We start from the raw sequence: 16380 nt of genomic DNA, 5'->3' as shown, positions 1-16380 counted from the left end.
TCCTCTGCCTTAAACCAACCTTAAAGCCCCAGTTAAAAAATGGTAAATTCTCCTAGAAAGCAATGTCTGGCTATTGCATCACATTGCTTTTTGCGTTAAAGTAGGAACTAGTCTGTGAAACATTTTTCTGTTTCACAAAATAGAAAGGATTCGTTATGCTACCTGAAGAATTTCATGAAGAATTACGCAAAAACGGGATCGTTTTAACCGAAGAACAAATGGAAAAATTCGCTGTCTATTTCGAGCGTTTAGTCGAATGGAATCAGAAGATGAATCTAACCGCAATCACGGAAAAATCAGAAGTGTATTTGAAGCATTTCTACGATTCTGTTTCCTTAGCTTTTGAAACCGCCTTTGACCCGCAAAGTCATTTGTGTGATGTCGGTTCAGGTGCTGGCTTTCCAAGTATTCCACTAAAAATCGTGTTTCCTGAATTAGAAGTGACGATCGTCGACTCTTTAAATAAGCGCATCACCTTTTTACAAACCCTTGTGACGGATCTACAATTGGAAAATGTCCACTTGTACCATGACCGTGCAGAAACATTTGGTCAAAACCCGCAATTTCGTGGGCAATTCGATTATGTGACTGCTCGTGCGGTTGCCCGTTTGAATGTGTTAACGGAACTCTGTGTGCCATTGGTGAAAAAAGCAGGCTATTTTTATGCGCTCAAAGCTGCCAAAAGCGAGGAAGAACTGGTTGAAGCCAAACCAGCCATCTCACTCTTAGGCGGCAAATTTATTGAAGAAAAAAGCTTTACCTTACCGGTCAGCGGCGATGAACGCCATCTTTTGATCATTCAAAAGAAAAAAGAAACGCCAAAGAAATACCCCCGCAAACCGGGAATGCCAGCGAAACAACCAATTAAATAGGAGGAAAATCAATGGCCCGTATTATTTCTGTTGCAAACCAAAAAGGCGGCGTAGGCAAAACCACCACAACGGTGAACCTAGGTGCGTCCTTAGCATTTGTCGGCAAAAAAGTGTTACTCGTAGATATTGATGCCCAAGGCAACGCCACAAGCGGTGTCGGCATTCGCAAACCAGATGTGGAACAAGACATCTATGATGTATTAGTCAATGAAACACCGATCGTTGAAGCGATTTTACCTAGCAGCCGAGAAAACTTGGATATCGTTCCAGCGACGATCCAATTAGCTGGTGCGGAAATTGAATTGACCTCCATGATGGCACGGGAATCTCGATTGAAATCAGCTTTGAATGAAATCAAAGAACAATACGATTATATCTTTATCGATTGTCCGCCATCTTTAGGTCATTTGACGATCAATGCCTTTACCGCCAGTGATTCGATTTTGATCCCAGTCCAATGTGAGTACTATGCATTAGAAGGGCTGAGCCAACTATTGAATACCGTGCGTTTAGTACAAAAACATTTTAACCCTGAGTTAGAGATCGAAGGGGTCTTACTGACGATGTATGATGCCCGTACGAACTTAGGCGCGGAAGTCGTGGAAGAAGTCCGCCGCTATTTCCAAGAAAAAGTATATGAAACCATTATTCCGCGGAATATCCGGTTGTCTGAAGCACCTAGTCATGGATTGTCGATCATTGATTATGATCCACGCTCAAAAGGAGCCGAAGTCTATCAGACGTTAGCAAAGGAAGTGTTAGCCCGTGAAGAATAAAGGGAAAGGATTAGGGCGTGGGATCGATGCGTTGTTTCAAGACCTGCAAGGGTTAGAAGAAGTCGATATCAAGACAGAAAAAGTCGTTGAACTGCCTTTAAACGAATTAAGACCCAACCCTTATCAACCGCGAAAAACCTTTGATGAGCTTTCATTACAAGAACTAGCCAATTCGATCCAGCATTCGGGGGTCTTTCAACCGATCATCGTGCGGCAATCATCCGTCAAAGGCTATGAGATCATTGCGGGTGAACGCCGGTTTCGAGCATCCAAACTAGCTGGCAAGGAAACGATCCCAGCCATCATCCGCAATTTTGATGAAGAAGCGATGATGCAAGTCGCCGTTTTAGAAAACTTGCAGCGGGAAGATTTGAATCCTTTAGAAGAAGCAGAAGCCTATGACATGCTGATGAAGAACTTGAAATTGACCCAAGCACAAGTTGCTGAACGCTTAGGGAAGAGCCGCCCGTATATCGCCAATTATTTGCGGTTACTGTCCTTGCCGAAACTCGTCAAAGAAATGGTTCAAGATGACCGTTTGTCTATGGGGCAAGCCCGGACGTTATTAGGGTTGAAAAACAAAGAACAGATCTTAAAATTAGCCAATCGGTGTGTCAAAGAAAATCTGACAGTCCGCCAATTAGAACAAATGGTCGCTGAGATGAACGACACGAAGAACGAAAAGAAAAAAGTTCCGCGTCTGATTCGGGAAAAACCGTACTATTTACGAGAAAGCGAAGAACGGTTGATGGATAAATTTGGCACGAATGTCGAGATCCGCGAAAAAGAAGGCAAAGGCAAAATCGAGATCGAATACCTGTCACAAAAAGATTTAACCCGTATTTTAGATTTATTGAACATTCAATTTGATGAAGCTTGAGGTGATAAAGATGTATGATCTTGGGGATATTGTCGAAATGAAAAAACCGCATGCCTGCAAAGCCAATCGTTGGGAAATCATCCGCATGGGGGCAGACATCAAAATAAAGTGTACGAATTGCGGCCACATCGTCATGATGACGCGCCGAGAATTTGATAAAAAGATGAAGAAAATCCTAGAAAAAAAAGAGAAAGAGTGAAGTGAAGCATGGCGTTAACTGCCGGAATCGTTGGATTGCCAAATGTGGGCAAATCTACTTTATTTAATGCAATAACCAAAGCAGGAGCAGAAGCCGCAAACTATCCGTTTGCGACGATCGATCCGAATGTAGGAATGGTGGAAGTGCCAGATTGGCGCTTACAGCGTTTAACAGAATTAGTCCGTCCGAAAAAGACAGTCCCAACCACCTTTGAATTTACGGATATTGCTGGAATCGTCCGCGGTGCCAGCAAAGGGGAAGGATTAGGTAACCAATTTTTGAGCCATATCCGCCAAGTGGATGCGATCTGTCATGTCGTTCGTTGTTTCGACGACGACAACATCACCCACGTGGAAGGCCGCGTGGACCCATTAGCTGATATCGACACCATCAACTTGGAGTTGGTTTTAGCAGATTTAGAATCCGTCAACAAGCGCTATACTCGGGTCGCTAAAATTGCCAAAACCAAAGACAAAGATGCGGTTGCGGAATTGGCCGTTCTTGATAAAATCAAACCGGTCCTAGAAGAAGGGATCTCAGCTCGTTCGATCGAATTTACAGATGAAGAACAGCGCATCGTCAAAAGTTTGTTTTTACTAACGACCAAACCAGTTTTATACGTTGCCAACGTAGCAGAAGAAGACGTGGCAGACTATGAAACCAATGACTATGTCAACAAAGTGAAGGAATTTGCAGCGAGCGAAAATGCAGAAGTGATCGTCATCAGTGCTCGTGCCGAAGAAGAGATCGCTGAGCTGGAAGAAGAAGACAAAGCAGAGTTTTTAGAAGCATTAGGAATTGAAGAATCAGGGTTGGATCAATTGATTCGTGCTGCCTATGATTTACTGGGTTTAGCAACGTACTTTACCGCTGGTGAACAAGAAGTGCGTGCGTGGACGTTCCGTAAAGGCATCAAAGCACCGCAAGCAGCGGGGATCATCCATACGGACTTTGAGCGCGGCTTTATTCGTGCGGAAACTGTTTCCTTTGAAGATCTGAACCAATACGGCACGATGCAAGCGGCCAAAGAAGCCGGTCGGGTACGTTTGGAAGGAAAAGATTATGTCGTGCAAGATGGCGACGTGATGTTGTTCCGTTTTAACGTATAAAGGGCTTTCTTCCCAGTGAATTTGTGGTAAAATGTCCATTGTGAAGAAAACGCAGAAGGGAGAATCAATTCATGGAACCAGAAACTCTGCGAAATTATGTTTCCGAAAATCGTGAATTAGAACAACAATTAACAAAACGAAACCAACAATATATATTTGATTTAAAAAAATCGCTAGAGGCAGCCAACCTTTCTGAAGAAGAAAAAACGATTGCCTTGCATGAGATGTTGCCGGTCTTAGTCAAAGAACAAAAAGGCGGCAAAACAGCCCGCCAATTATTTGGTACAGTGTCTGAACGCACCGAAGCCATCATCAACAAACCCGTTGAGCAAAAAGAATCCGGCCCCTTCTTGATGTGGTTGGATAACACCTTGCTGATTTTAGGGATCTTTGGCTTGATGTTAGGGGTCATGGGGATCTTTACTAGAGGACAAGCACAACCTTATGGCTTATTGACCCTCTTCTTGATGGCGATGCTTGCTGGTTGGGTCTTCTACTTGATGTACAAATACATGTATCAATATGAACGCCCAGGTGCCGATAAGAGCAAACGGCCGAAGATGTGGAAGATCATTTTGATTTTAGTCGCAGCCTTCATGCTATGGATCGTTGTGATCTCGCTTTCTGCGATGATCCAACCACCATTGAATCCACAAGTGGATCCTGTGATCGAAGCCTTGATCGGGGCAGTGGCATTAGCCGCGAAGTACTACTTGAAACGCAAATACAATATCATCAGCAGTCTGTCTGTTCCTAGAGGCTGATGGCTACACGTTGATCGTGCGCCTTCTTTTGTTAAAAAAGACCGTACGATCAGCGTGTTTTTTTAGAAAAAATGCCGAATTATGAGATTTGACCAAAGGTTTGAAGAGGATTATTAAGAAAGCTTTCCGAATGGTTGACTTATGAAAAAATCTTTGCTATTTTTTTTAAAATACCTAAAAACTTTAAGGAGTGGTTACAAAAATGTCCAACTGGGAAACCAAATTTGTAAAAAAAGGGTTAACGTTTGATGATGTCTTATTGATTCCGGCAGAAAGTCACGTCTTGCCAAATGACGTGGATATGAAAGTGCAGCTTGCCTCGAATATTACACTAAATATTCCAATCATAAGTGCCAGTATGGATACCGTAACTGATAGTAAAATGGCGATCTCAATGGCGCGTCAAGGCGGACTTGGCGTAATTCACAAAAACATGAGTATCGCAGCGCAAGCAGATGAAGTGCGCAAAGTAAAACGTTCTGAAAGCGGCGTGATCATCGATCCGTTTTTCTTAACACCAAGCCACTTAGTTGCTGATGCAGAACATTTGATGAGCAAGTACCGCATCAGCGGGGTACCGATCGTAGAAACGATGGAAAACCGCAAATTAGTCGGTATCATCACGAACCGCGACATGCGTTTTGTCACGGATTATACGATGCCGATCAATGATGTGATGACCAAAGACCAATTGATCACAGCACCTGTCGGTACGTCGTTGAAAGACGCTGAAAAAATCTTACAACAACACAAGATCGAAAAATTACCGATCGTTGATGAAGCAGGGATCTTAAGCGGTTTGATCACTATCAAAGATATTGAAAAAGTGATCGAATTCCCGAATGCAGCCAAAGACACGCATGGACGCCTATTAGTGGCAGCGGCAGTCGGCGTTACCAGCGATACTTTTGAACGAGCACAAGCATTATTGGATGCAGGCGTGGACGCGATCGTCATTGATACTGCCCACGGACACAGTGCGGGTGTTTTACGCAAAATCTCTGAAATTCGTGCACATTTCCCAGAAGCGACATTGATTGCTGGAAATGTTGCCACTGCAGAAGGCACGAAAGCATTGTATGATGCTGGTGTCGATGTCGTAAAAGTCGGGATCGGTCCAGGTTCGATCTGTACTACTCGGGTGGTAGCCGGTGTCGGAGTTCCTCAATTGACCGCGATCTATGATGCAGCCTCTGTGGCACGTCAATACGGCAAAGCAATCATTGCCGATGGTGGGATCAAATACTCTGGGGATATCGTCAAAGCTTTAGCAGCTGGCGGACATGCCGTAATGCTAGGTAGCATGTTGGCAGGAACCGATGAATCACCAGGTGAATTTGAAATCTACCAAGGCCGTCGCTTCAAAACGTACCGCGGAATGGGTTCACTGGGGGCAATGGAAAAAGGCTCCAGCGACCGTTACTTCCAAGGTGGCGTAAACGAAGCCAACAAATTGGTTCCAGAAGGCATTGAAGGGCGTGTCGCTTATAAAGGCAGCGTTTCTGATATCATCTTCCAAATGATCGGCGGGTTGAAATCAGGGATGGGTTATGTCGGTGCTGGCAATCTACAGCAATTACGTGATGAAGCACAATTCATCCAAATGAGCGGCAACGGACTAAAAGAATCACATCCCCACGATGTTCAAATCACGAAAGAAGCACCAAACTACTCTGTAAAATCATAAAATGTTTCACGTGAAAACCAACGCCCCCTCTGTTCAAAAGTGGACAGAGGGGATTATTTGTTCAAAAAAGAACGTCACTCTCAGCTATCTAGGCAAGAGTGGCGTTCTTTTCTTTAAAATCGCTGCTTGATGATCAGCAAATCGCTTTAGCAGCAGCTTATTCGTTTGATTTCAACGCATCGATCATGTTGACATGAGTCAGTTTCACATGGGTGACGTACATCACGATGATCGTAAAGAGAATCGTCATGCCGCCGGCTAAAGCATAGGCCGGCCAATTGATCACTAATGGAAAGACCATGTTTTCCATCGAAGCTTGGATCAAAATAAAGTCAGTCAAGAAGTAACCTACCACGTAACCTGCGAGAATCCCAAATAACGTAAAGACGATATTTTCCCGTACGATGTACATGGTGACTTCTTTATTGTAAAACCCTAATACTTTAATAGTAGAAAGCTCGCGAATCCGCTCGGAAACGTTGATATTGGTCAAGTTATACAAGACGACAAAGGCCAATGCCCCTGATAGTACAACTAAGATCAAGACAATGGAGTTCAAGTTGCCCATCGAATCATCCTGCATTTTGATCTGAGTGGAAAGGAACGTCATGTTTTTGACTTTGTCGGTATCTAACAAGGCTGTTGATAAAGCTTCCTCTTGTTTTTTCGTCATCGTCTTGCTTTTGACTAAGAACGCATTCGGTTCAAAGGCACTGTCGGTGATTTCTTCGTAAAGAGTCGGTGACAGATACAGAGAATTGCCTAAATAGTTTTCTGCGATGCCGCTGATAGGTACTTCAAAAGCTTCTTGATCGCTAGTATAGAAGGTCAATGTATCCCCAACCTGCAGATCATACAATTCTGCGTATTTCATAGTCAGTACGGCGCCTTCTGTTAATGGCAGCTTCTGCCCTTCCGTCGTTTTCAAATGGACATAGTCGGTAAAAGCTTCTTGATCTGCAGGGACCATCAAGGTCAAACTTTGTTTTCCTTGGTTAGCCGGTCGAATCTCGATCGTTTCATTGTAGACTAGCATCGAATGGGTCACAAGAGGATCGTCTGTTAAAACCGTTTCAGCGGCAGCAACGGTTTCTTCCTTCGCATCATTTAAGGTCACGACGGCTTGATAATCCGTAATGGGCCCAAATTGTTTCGCAGTCACAGCACTTAAGGAATCTTTCAACCCAACGCCTGCCACCATCAGTCCCGTACAGCCGGCGATGCCAATGATTGCCATGATCATTCGCGATTTGTAGCGGAAGATGTTACGGAAGCTGACTTTTTGATTGAAGCTTAAGCGTGACCATAAGGGTGTAATGGCCTCTAATAAAATCCGTTTCCCAGGTTTTGGCGCCCGAACTTGCAGTAGCTGGGCAGGTTTTTCCCGCAATTCTTTGATCAAAACAAAGAGGCAAGCACCAAGCGTCGCCAGTAAAAAGGCGATCGCGGCCAAAATAATTGGCGACCAGACATAATAGACGCGAATCCCGTCTAAAAGATACCGTTCGCTGGATAGAAAATAAATCAAACGCGGCAACAGTTCCGTCCCTAATACGGCACCACTGATAATGCCAATGGCCGAAGACAGGAGGGCATAAATCAAATATTTAAGGGAGATCTCGACTTTGCCATAGCCCATCGCTTTTAAGGTCCCGATCTCTTTGCGGTTTTCTTCTACCATCCGCGTCAGTGTCGTAAAGGTGATCAACGCAGCGATAAAGAAGAAGAAGACAGGAAACACATTGGCGATCGCTGCGATGCGATCAGACAGCCCGCCATACTCTTGGAAACCGGGGTTGTCTTTGCGTTGGTTGTAAAGATACGTAGGTTCTGCCAAGTCTTCGATCTCTGCACGTTTTTCTGCCAGTGTTTGTTGGGCATCGGTTAGTTCTTGTTGCTGTTCCTCTAATTGGGTTTGCTGCTGTGTCAACTCTTCTTCCCCAGCGGTCAATTGGCCTTCGAGGGCTGCTTGTTGTACGGGCGGCAGCTGTGCCAAGGCGGCTTGCTGTTGTTCTAGTTCCGCTTTGGCCTGATCCAGTTGGGCTTGTCCATCAGCTAACTGTTTTTGTCCATCGCGGACTTCTTTTTCTGCAGGCGCTAATTCATCAAAAGCATCTTGCTGAATTTCTGCTAAGCGTTCTTTAGGGCGATCCGCAAACAGTTCCTCAATCGTTTCTTGATGGGCTGCCATCTTGTCGGTGTACGCATCGGAGTATGTTTCAAGGCCTGCGACATCATCAAAGGCGAGATAAAGGATCGATTTGACCTCCATCTTGAACTGTTCTTCCGGTACATAAGCAAAATACGTCACGACACCGCTGCCGACATTCGCATAGCCACGTTCGGCAGCACTGATATAAATGGGAGAGGTGGCGAACCCAACGATCGTATAGTCTTTGTCCGACAGATTATCGGCATCATCGATCGTAAAAGTATCCCCTATTTGCCAGCCATAATTTTTTGCTTCGGTGTCCAGCACGATTTCATCGGCTTTTTCTGGCAGTCGGCCGTCCTTCACCAGTAGCTGGTTGAGTTCCTGTGAGGGATCATAAGAGGTCACTTGCACGACTTCATCTGAATTGGCAGCGTAATAAAATTGATAGGCGGCTTCTGTGTGCGCACCGCTTTTTTCCGCCGCATCAATGTCGTCCTCCGTCAATCCCAGCGTGGAAGTGACTTGCAGATCTGCTAAATGCTGACCGTTGACATATTCACTCGCGGAATGATTCAGGATCGGTCCCGTCGCTTTGACACCGACAAAGAGAAACGTTCCTAAAAAAATGATCAAGGTGATTGCGATAAAGCGACCTTTTGATTGGCGAATCTCCCGCAAACTTGCTTTAAGATAGGTTTTATTTTTCATCAGATCCTCCTACCAAACGATTTCATCGATCGAGATTGGATGAGGATTCTCTTCAATGGAACGGACGGTGGCATCGTTGATATGGATCACCCGATCGGCGATCGGGGCAATGGCGCTGTTATGGGTAATGATCAACACCGTATTGCCGTTTTTCCGACTGGCGTTTTGCAAAAGCTTCAACACTTGTTTGCCTGTTTCAAAATCCAGCGCACCGGTTGGTTCATCGCATAATAGCAATTTCGGGTTTTTGGCTAACGCCCGAGCGATCGATACCCGCTGCTGTTCCCCACCAGAGAGCTGCGAAGGAAAGTTGTTTTTACGGTTTTCTAACCCGACTTGTGCTAAGACTTCATCAGGATCGAGTGCATTCGGTGAGACTTCTGTTGCCAATTCAATGTTTTCTTTCGCTGTCAGGTTCGGCACCAAATTATAAAACTGGAAGACGAACCCGACGTCTTTGCGGCGGTATTCCGTCAGCTGTTTGTCGTTAAACTTCGCGATATCGACATTGTCGATAATGATTTGTCCTTCATCTGGCGAATCCATCCCACCTAAAATATTCAAAACGGTCGATTTTCCTGCACCACTGGGGCCAAGGATCACCACTAATTCGCCTTCTTCAATGGCAAAGGAAAGATCGTTGTTGGCAGTGATGGTGGTTTCGCCCATCTGATAGCGTTTATATTCATTCTTTACTTCAACATAACTCATTAATAAAGCCTCCATTTTTTAAACACGTGTTGATTTAATCACATGGTGTTAGTATACTAAGAAAGAAAAGTAAGAGCAATCCTCAATGCTTACGTATTTGTCATTAAATAGACAAATATTGATCAAATGTACAGAGAAAAGGGGAAACGATATGGTGGGGACTGTGGGGAATCGTCGAACGATCTACTCGAAAAAAGTGATCCGACGCGCCTTTCAGGAGTTATTGTTGGAAAAAGAGTACCGCAAAATCACGATCAAAGAGATTGCGGAACGAGCCGATATCAACCGAGGAACATTTTATAAATATTATAAGGATACGGCCGCGTTGTTGGAGGAGATCGAAGGGGAGCTTGTTGAGCAGATCGCATCGAACTTGCAGCAGGAAAATTTGTCATTGGATCTTTGGTTGGAAAAGCTGTTGACGATTTTGTATGAGAATCCTAGTACGACCCATTTGATTTTGTTAAACAACAGCCATTTGCTGAATCTTTTGTTGTCAGAGATCAAACCGGAGACCTTGAAACGGTTTGCCCAATACTTTCAAGATGCTTCCGAGGAAGAATTGGAACTGTGTCTTAGCTTTTTTGTCTGCGGGTCTATCGGGTTGATCGAACGCTGGCTCAAAGATTTCTCAACGATGTCGCCAAAAGCTGTCGCTGAACTGTTGATCCAAATTTTTGTGACTAATGTATATGAGGATAAGAAGAGCTAAAAAAAGAGGGAACGATCCAATAACCAAAAAGGAACGCAGCAAGAGACAATTTGCTGCGTTCCTTTTTTTATTTAGTCAACGAGGCGCTCGTCGTTCATCCCAAAGTATTGATGCAATGGTTTTTGCCGTGCTTCTAATAATTGATCGACAGTCACGAATTCGTAGCCTTCGTTTTTGAGCATTTTAATGACTCCCGGTACGGCTTTCACAGATTTCGGGTGAATGTCATGGATCAAGATCATGGCACCATTAAAGACATTTTGTTGCACCAAGGCATTGATCTTCTTCGGATCCTTCAATTTCCAGTCTTGAGAATCGATGTCCCATTGAATGATCGGCATGCCAATGGTTTGTGCGCTTTGTTTGTCGATAGCGCCATAAGGGGGCCGTAAATTTCTAGGTAGTAAACCCGTCGCATTATAAATGGCTTTGTTGGTTTTTGTGACTTCTGCCTGCAAATCTTCCGCTGAAAGAGTATTCAGCTGCGGATGAGAGTAAGAATGACTGGCGATCTCGTGTCCAGCTTCTTGGACTTTTTTAGCAGCTTGCGGATATTGCTCTACCATTTGTCCCAGCATAAAGAAGGTCGCTTTAACGTCATTTTCTTGTAAGATGTTCAACAGATCCATGGTGGAGGTACTGTTGGGTCCATCATCAAAGGTCAATGCCACGTATTTTTTATTGGGGTCTAAACTTGGCAAGGCATTGTTGAGTTGGTCAGCAGCCACGAGATCAGGATCAATGAATGGGGCGATCTCGCTGTAAGACAGGGTGATTTCCGTCGCTCCCGTCTGATTTTTTGGCAATTCGATGGTCAGCTTCTCTGGATCGTAAGTAAATTTCGAATCGAAGGTGATCCGCTCCATGGCCAAGACGGCGTCGATGATTTTGGCGGGTTCTTTGGCTTGATCCAGCAGTTTCTGCTGAATGACTTGTTGAATACCTAATAAGCTGCCTTCATCAGGAACCAGTTCTTTCAAAGACAATTCGGTTTGCGTCTTCTCTGATACGAAGATCGGTGCATCCGTTAGGCTGTCCGCATCTTCAAAACGTCCGGTTTCTCGATTCCACACATAGCTGTCGGCTTTCAATGAATAAGTAGACACCTTTGACGCCGCTGCTTGTGCTTGGATGCGGGCAACGGTGACGACTTCTTTTTTCGTTTGTTTTTTACGCAAGTGATCAGCGGCTTGTGTCAACCGTTCTTTGATATCTTTGATGGGAAACGTATCAAGGTCTTGCGGGCGGTAGATCAATTCTTTGGTTGCGCCTTTGGAGAGCACTTCAGGCGTTGTTTTTAACCCATTTTGACTTTGTTCTGCTTGGATTGATGCCAGTAATTTCTCCGCAGCCGCCTCATATTTTTCTTGGGCTGCGACTTCTTGCTGGTGTAACGTGTAAAGGACTGAGCCAGCCGTCGCGATCAAAACGATCAATAATAAGGCGAATAAGGAAAAAATTGCTTTTCGATACGGCTTCTTTCTCGAGGGTGGTCCTTTCGGTCTTTCTTCAGCTGACGCTGTTCGTTTTTGATTATTGTTTGGTTTCTTGTGCAAGTCACTCCGACGGGCATAGGTCTTTCGTTCGGGCATTGGTGAAGCTCCCTTCATTCCATCCTAAATTATGCCCACGTTACCATAAGTCACAGGTACTTTCAACGATCATGCCCGGTTTCTGATAGAGACTTAAAAAGATGAAGGGATTTTTCTAATTATTCATTTAAAAATTACAGCCTTGTTGCGTTGTTTCTCTTGCAAGAAATGATCAAGGGCGTTAGGGGGTCTTTTGCAACCACTATCTATTAGGTGAACTAGAAAACCCCTTCGTAACAGATCACGTGGAGTGACTGTTACGAAGGGGGTGCAATTAAGGGTACTAAGGCTTAGGCTTTTTCGATTTTTGTCAGTCCGCCCATGTAAGGAACCAGAACTTCTGGTACCGTTACACTGCCGTCTTCGTTTTGATAATTTTCAAGCACTGCGGCTACCGTCCGACCGACAGCCAGACCAGAACCATTTAGTGTATGCATGTAGTGAATCTTGCCCTCTTGATCGCGGTAACGGATCATGGCACGGCGTGCTTGGAAATCTTCACAGTTTGAGCAAGAGCTGATCTCACGATACATTTCCTGAGCAGGGATCCATACCTCTAAATCATAGGTCTTCGCCGCAGAAAAGCCCATATCTCCTGTACACAAGCTAAGCACTCGGTAAGGTAAGTTGAGTTTTTGCAAAATATCTTCGGCATTAGCCGTCATCTTTTCTAATTCTTCATAAGAATGGTCAGCATCACTGAATTTCACCATTTCAACTTTATTGAATTGGTGCAGACGAATCAAGCCGCGGGTATCACGACCAGCGCTGCCAGCTTCTGAACGAAATGATGGGCTCAAGGCAGTGAAGTAGGCAGGGAGCTGTTCTTGTTCTAAGATCTCCCCTTGATAGTAATTGGTCAAAGGTACTTCAGCAGTTGGAATCAAAGTCAAATCCGTGTCTGCCAATTGGAAAACATCTTCTTTGAACTTTGGAAATTGCCCCGTGCCAAACATTGCTTGGCTATTGACGATATAAGGGGTGATCATCTCGGTATAGCCATGCTCATAGACATGCTGATCCAGCATGAAGTTGTATAAGGCACGTTCCAAACGAGCACCTAAGCCTTTGTAGTAAACAAAGCGGCTGCCAGAAACTTTGGCGCCCCGCTCAAAGTCGAGGATCCCCAACTCTTCAGCGATCTCCCAATGGGGTTTTGGTTCAAAGGCAAAGGCTTTTGGTTCTGCCCAGCGGCGGATTTCTACATTGTCGTCTTCATCCTTGCCCACTGGAACAGAATCATTTGGCAAATTCGGCAATGTCGTGGCGATCTCTTTGATGTCTTCATCAATTTGAGCAATCTCTTCATCCAATTGCTTGATTTGGCTGCCGACTTCTTTCATTTGGGCAATTTTATCTGCCGCGTCTTCTTTTGCCCGTTTCAAGGCAGCGATCTCACCAGAAACATCGTTGCGCAATTTCTTGCGTTCTTCCGTTTGGACTAAGAGTTCTCTGCGACGTTCGTCAAGCGTTAAAAAGCGGTCCAATACTTCTTTTTGCACGCCTCGTGTTGCGAGTTTGCTTTGTACTTCAGCAAAATTTTGGCGAATCATTTTTACATCTAACATAGTGATACATCCTCCTTTGATTTTTCCATAGAAAAAAGGCCATTCCGATCCCGTGTTGCTTGGGACGAAATGACCATTCGCGGTGCCACCCAAGTTCAGCTTGCGCTGCCCTTGCTGCTCGTATCGTGAGCCAACGATTTTTCTTTCGAAAAATACACGTTAAAGAACTGGATTCTATTTTTTCCAACACTGATTTTCACCAACCATCAGCTCTCTTTACTAGATGAAAAAAATATACTAGGTTCTGTGCCTTGATTATTTTCTTTAGCATACCCAAAAAATGTTGGGGCGTCAACCATAGGTTTGTGTGTTGGACAAATTGTTGCGCTTCAACGGGAGATGAATAATAAAGGACGTCCATTCTGGCGTTGATTTGGCATAGATATAGCCGCCATGTAAGGCGACGATGCTTTGAGCGATCGCTAGACCTAAGCCAGTTCCTCCTGTTTCTTGAGAGCGGGATTCTTCCACTCGGTAGAAACGGTCGAATAGAGAATCAAGGGCTTGCTTAGGAATCATTTGTCCATTGTTTTTGACGGTTAAGATCGCTTCGGTCCCGACTTTCTCGACCTCCATGCGGATCTTATCGGCGCCTTTGCCGTATTTCAAGGCATTTGACAGCAGGTTGTTGAAAACTCGCACCAGTTTTTCGGTATCGCCATCCATTTCGATATGCTCTGGACGGGTGTAGGTTTCGATCTTGATGCCTTTTCGACTAGCTTCTAATTCAAAGTCTGCCGCCAATTGTTCCACTAGCTGAGCCATATCAAATTCCATCACATTAATGGGCACGCTAGGCTGACGCACTTTCGTGTATTCAAACAAATCATCGACGAGGGATTTCATTTGTTTGGCTTTGACATACGCCGTATGAGTATATTTCAGCAATTCTTCTTCCGAATGGTATTGTCGATCTTCGATTAGACCTAAGTAGCCGATGATCGAAGTCAATGGTGTCCGAATGTCATGACTGACATTGGTGATCAGCTCATCTTTGGATTGCTCGATCCGCCGTTCATCTTCGATCGCCGCCACCGTACTGTCGACTAAGCCATTAATATTAGAAACGATCCGACTTAAATCGCCCCGTAACTCGAAGGGGATGCGATGATCGTAGTTGCCTTCTGCGATAAAGTGCAGCTCGCTGATAATGTGACGTAGCTGCATTTGATGGTAACGACGAATCAAACGCCAATATAAGACGATCACATCTAATAGGAAGAACATCGGTAGAATGAAGTTGCGACCACTGCGGAAGATATCTGTGTTGAAGGCAGCCGTGAACGCATTCTTCGATTCATAGATCGCTTCGACTAAAACCGGTGAGTTTTCTCGTATTGAGGTCAAGATGACCAAAATAGCGACATTTAATAGAAGTAAAAGAACAATCGTTACAATTCCTTCCGCAAATAACTCACTGATTTCCTTTGAGGTCAACGTGATCCGTTTCTTTTTTTCGATTGGTGTGTTGCGCTTTTTTTCAGTTGGTTTACTTCGCATCTATTTTGTAGCCGACCCCCCATACTGTTTGGATGACTTTTTCACCATCCGTGGCTTCTTCGATCTTATCTCGCAAGTGACTGACATGGACCATCACTGTTTTGGCAGAAACGACACTTTCTTGTTTCCAAACTCGTTCAAAAATCTCATCGGCGCTAAAGACACGGTTCGGATGCGATGCTAGTAAGTAGAGGATGCCAAATTCTAATGCGGTCAATTGGATCTCATTGCCATCCACCGTTTTTACTTCATGGGAATCGCGGTTGATGATAAGGGAGCTTACTTCCAGAATCTCTGGTTGATTTGAAGCAGCCTGCATCTTGGTTCTTCTCAATAACGATTTTACCCGTGCCATGACTTCTAATGGATTGAAAGGTTTAGTGACATAATCATCAGCACCGGCGACCAATCCACGAATCTTATCCATATCGGTTGTTTTAGCGGTCAACATAATAATGGGGATTTGGGATTCTTTTCTCAATTCTTTGACGACTTGCATGCCGTCCATTTCAGGCATCATGATATCTAAGATCAATAGCTCGATATCAGAAGTGGTGCGAATCTTGGTCAGTGCTTCTTTTCCATCGTATGCTTTGACCGATTCATAGCCTTCATTGTGTAAGTAAATGCTTAATAGTTCTACGATCTCTTTGTCATCATCTGCTACAAGTATTTTCATACTGGGTCCTCCTAGGAACAATATTCTTTTCTCCATTTTAGCAAATATTCCACAAAATAGATAAAATCATACTTAAATTTATAAGAATGATAGGAATTAAGAAAACACAAAAAGGAAAAAGACGAACGATAGGCTAATAATAACGGAAAAAGTCCTTAAAAAAGGCGGAAATCACGGACTAAAAATCACGAATCATCTTTGGAAACGGAGTAACTAGAAACGTTGGTCTATCAATCATTTTATGGTTGACGAATAGCACAAGTCTTGGTATATTATTACATGTGCCAAATGACTAAATGAATTCCTAAAAAGAATTGAAAAAAGTAGTTGACGCACAGCTCGACAGATGATATTATAACGAAGTCGCAATTTTAAAACAGTTAATTGATGTTGATACATCAACAAAATTAATTGAAAAAAGTTGTTGACAAATAACAAATCATTTGTTATTCTAATTAAGTCGCTGAG

At 44.1% G+C, this 16380-nt stretch carries 14 protein-coding genes and 1 other annotated feature; of the genes, 8 read left to right on the top strand and 6 right to left on the bottom strand.

The genetic code is table 11. The features are described from left to right. The first annotated feature begins 155 nt into the window (after nt 1-155). The 7 genes from rsmG to guaB all read left to right on the top strand — a co-directional run bounded on the left by rsmG (nt 156) and on the right by guaB (nt 6287). The gene (rsmG, locus tag A5867_RS00730) at nt 156-872 is read left to right on the top strand and encodes a 16S rRNA (guanine(527)-N(7))-methyltransferase RsmG (RefSeq protein ID WP_005226256.1); all 717 of its coding nucleotides are present in this window, start codon (nt 156-158) and stop codon (nt 870-872) included. A gap of 11 nt (nt 873-883) precedes the next feature. Beyond that, entirely contained in the window at nt 884-1648 is a 765-nt protein-coding gene (locus A5867_RS00725; protein ID WP_005226255.1) for an AAA family ATPase, read from the top strand. Beyond that, a complete protein-coding gene (locus A5867_RS00720) occupies nt 1638-2528 on the top strand; it encodes a ParB/RepB/Spo0J family partition protein (protein ID WP_005226254.1) in 891 nt (296 codons plus the stop codon). The genes A5867_RS00725 and A5867_RS00720 overlap by 11 nt, the downstream gene beginning before the upstream one ends. A 10-nt stretch (nt 2529-2538) precedes the next feature. After that, complete coding sequence (locus A5867_RS00715; protein WP_005226253.1) at nt 2539-2727, top strand: DUF951 domain-containing protein; 189 nt, start codon at nt 2539-2541, stop codon at nt 2725-2727. An 8-nt stretch (nt 2728-2735) separates the two neighbouring features. After that, the gene (gene ychF, locus A5867_RS00710) at nt 2736-3836 is read left to right on the top strand and encodes a redox-regulated ATPase YchF (RefSeq protein ID WP_005226252.1); all 1101 of its coding nucleotides are present in this window, start codon (nt 2736-2738) and stop codon (nt 3834-3836) included. A gap of 71 nt (nt 3837-3907) precedes the next feature. Then, entirely contained in the window at nt 3908-4600 is a 693-nt protein-coding gene (locus tag A5867_RS00705; RefSeq protein WP_005226251.1) for a DUF1129 domain-containing protein, read from the top strand. A 202-nt stretch (nt 4601-4802) separates the two neighbouring features. Beyond that, the gene (gene guaB / locus A5867_RS00700) at nt 4803-6287 is read left to right on the top strand and encodes an IMP dehydrogenase (protein ID WP_087626675.1); all 1485 of its coding nucleotides are present in this window, start codon (nt 4803-4805) and stop codon (nt 6285-6287) included. Between the two features lie 157 nt (nt 6288-6444). Here guaB and A5867_RS00695 read toward each other — a convergent pair whose 3' ends face one another. Continuing rightward, nucleotides 6445-9150, bottom strand: a complete 2706-nt coding sequence (locus tag A5867_RS00695; RefSeq protein ID WP_087626674.1) for an ABC transporter permease — start codon at nt 9148-9150, stop codon at nt 6445-6447. 9 nt (nt 9151-9159) lie between these two features. After that, nucleotides 9160-9861, bottom strand: a complete 702-nt coding sequence (locus A5867_RS00690; protein ID WP_010748457.1) for an ABC transporter ATP-binding protein — start codon at nt 9859-9861, stop codon at nt 9160-9162. A gap of 85 nt (nt 9862-9946) precedes the next feature. On the opposite strand from A5867_RS00690, the gene A5867_RS00685 reads away from it, so the two are divergent. Further along, entirely contained in the window at nt 9947-10573 is a 627-nt protein-coding gene (locus A5867_RS00685) for a TetR/AcrR family transcriptional regulator (RefSeq protein WP_016608906.1), read from the top strand. 71 nt (nt 10574-10644) lie between these two features. Here A5867_RS00685 and A5867_RS00680 read toward each other — a convergent pair whose 3' ends face one another. The 4 genes from A5867_RS00680 to A5867_RS00665 form a co-directional block, all read right to left on the bottom strand. Continuing rightward, on the bottom strand, nt 10645-12165 hold the full coding sequence (locus A5867_RS00680; protein WP_086338848.1) for a polysaccharide deacetylase family protein: 1521 nt from the start codon (nt 12163-12165) through the stop codon (nt 10645-10647). Between the two features lie 290 nt (nt 12166-12455). Next, nucleotides 12456-13733, bottom strand: a complete 1278-nt coding sequence (gene serS, locus A5867_RS00675; RefSeq protein ID WP_074535542.1) for a serine--tRNA ligase — start codon at nt 13731-13733, stop codon at nt 12456-12458. Nucleotides 13734-13790: 57 nt separating this feature from the next. Continuing rightward, nucleotides 13791-13994: a binding site (T-box leader), on the bottom strand. Nucleotides 13995-14024: 30 nt separating this feature from the next. Next, on the bottom strand, nt 14025-15233 hold the full coding sequence (locus A5867_RS00670) for a HAMP domain-containing sensor histidine kinase (protein WP_005226244.1): 1209 nt from the start codon (nt 15231-15233) through the stop codon (nt 14025-14027). Continuing rightward, complete coding sequence (locus A5867_RS00665) at nt 15223-15912, bottom strand: response regulator transcription factor (protein ID WP_008376963.1); 690 nt, start codon at nt 15910-15912, stop codon at nt 15223-15225. The genes A5867_RS00670 and A5867_RS00665 overlap by 11 nt, the downstream gene beginning before the upstream one ends. Nucleotides 15913-16380: the final 468 nt, after the last annotated feature.

The organism is Enterococcus sp. 6D12_DIV0197 (assembly GCF_002174385.1).
GTDB classification, from domain to species: Bacteria; Bacillota; Bacilli; order Lactobacillales; family Enterococcaceae; genus Enterococcus_D; species Enterococcus_D casseliflavus.
The sequence above is the reverse complement of the archived record's forward strand: the minus strand, read 5'-3'. Positions and strand labels throughout refer to the sequence as shown.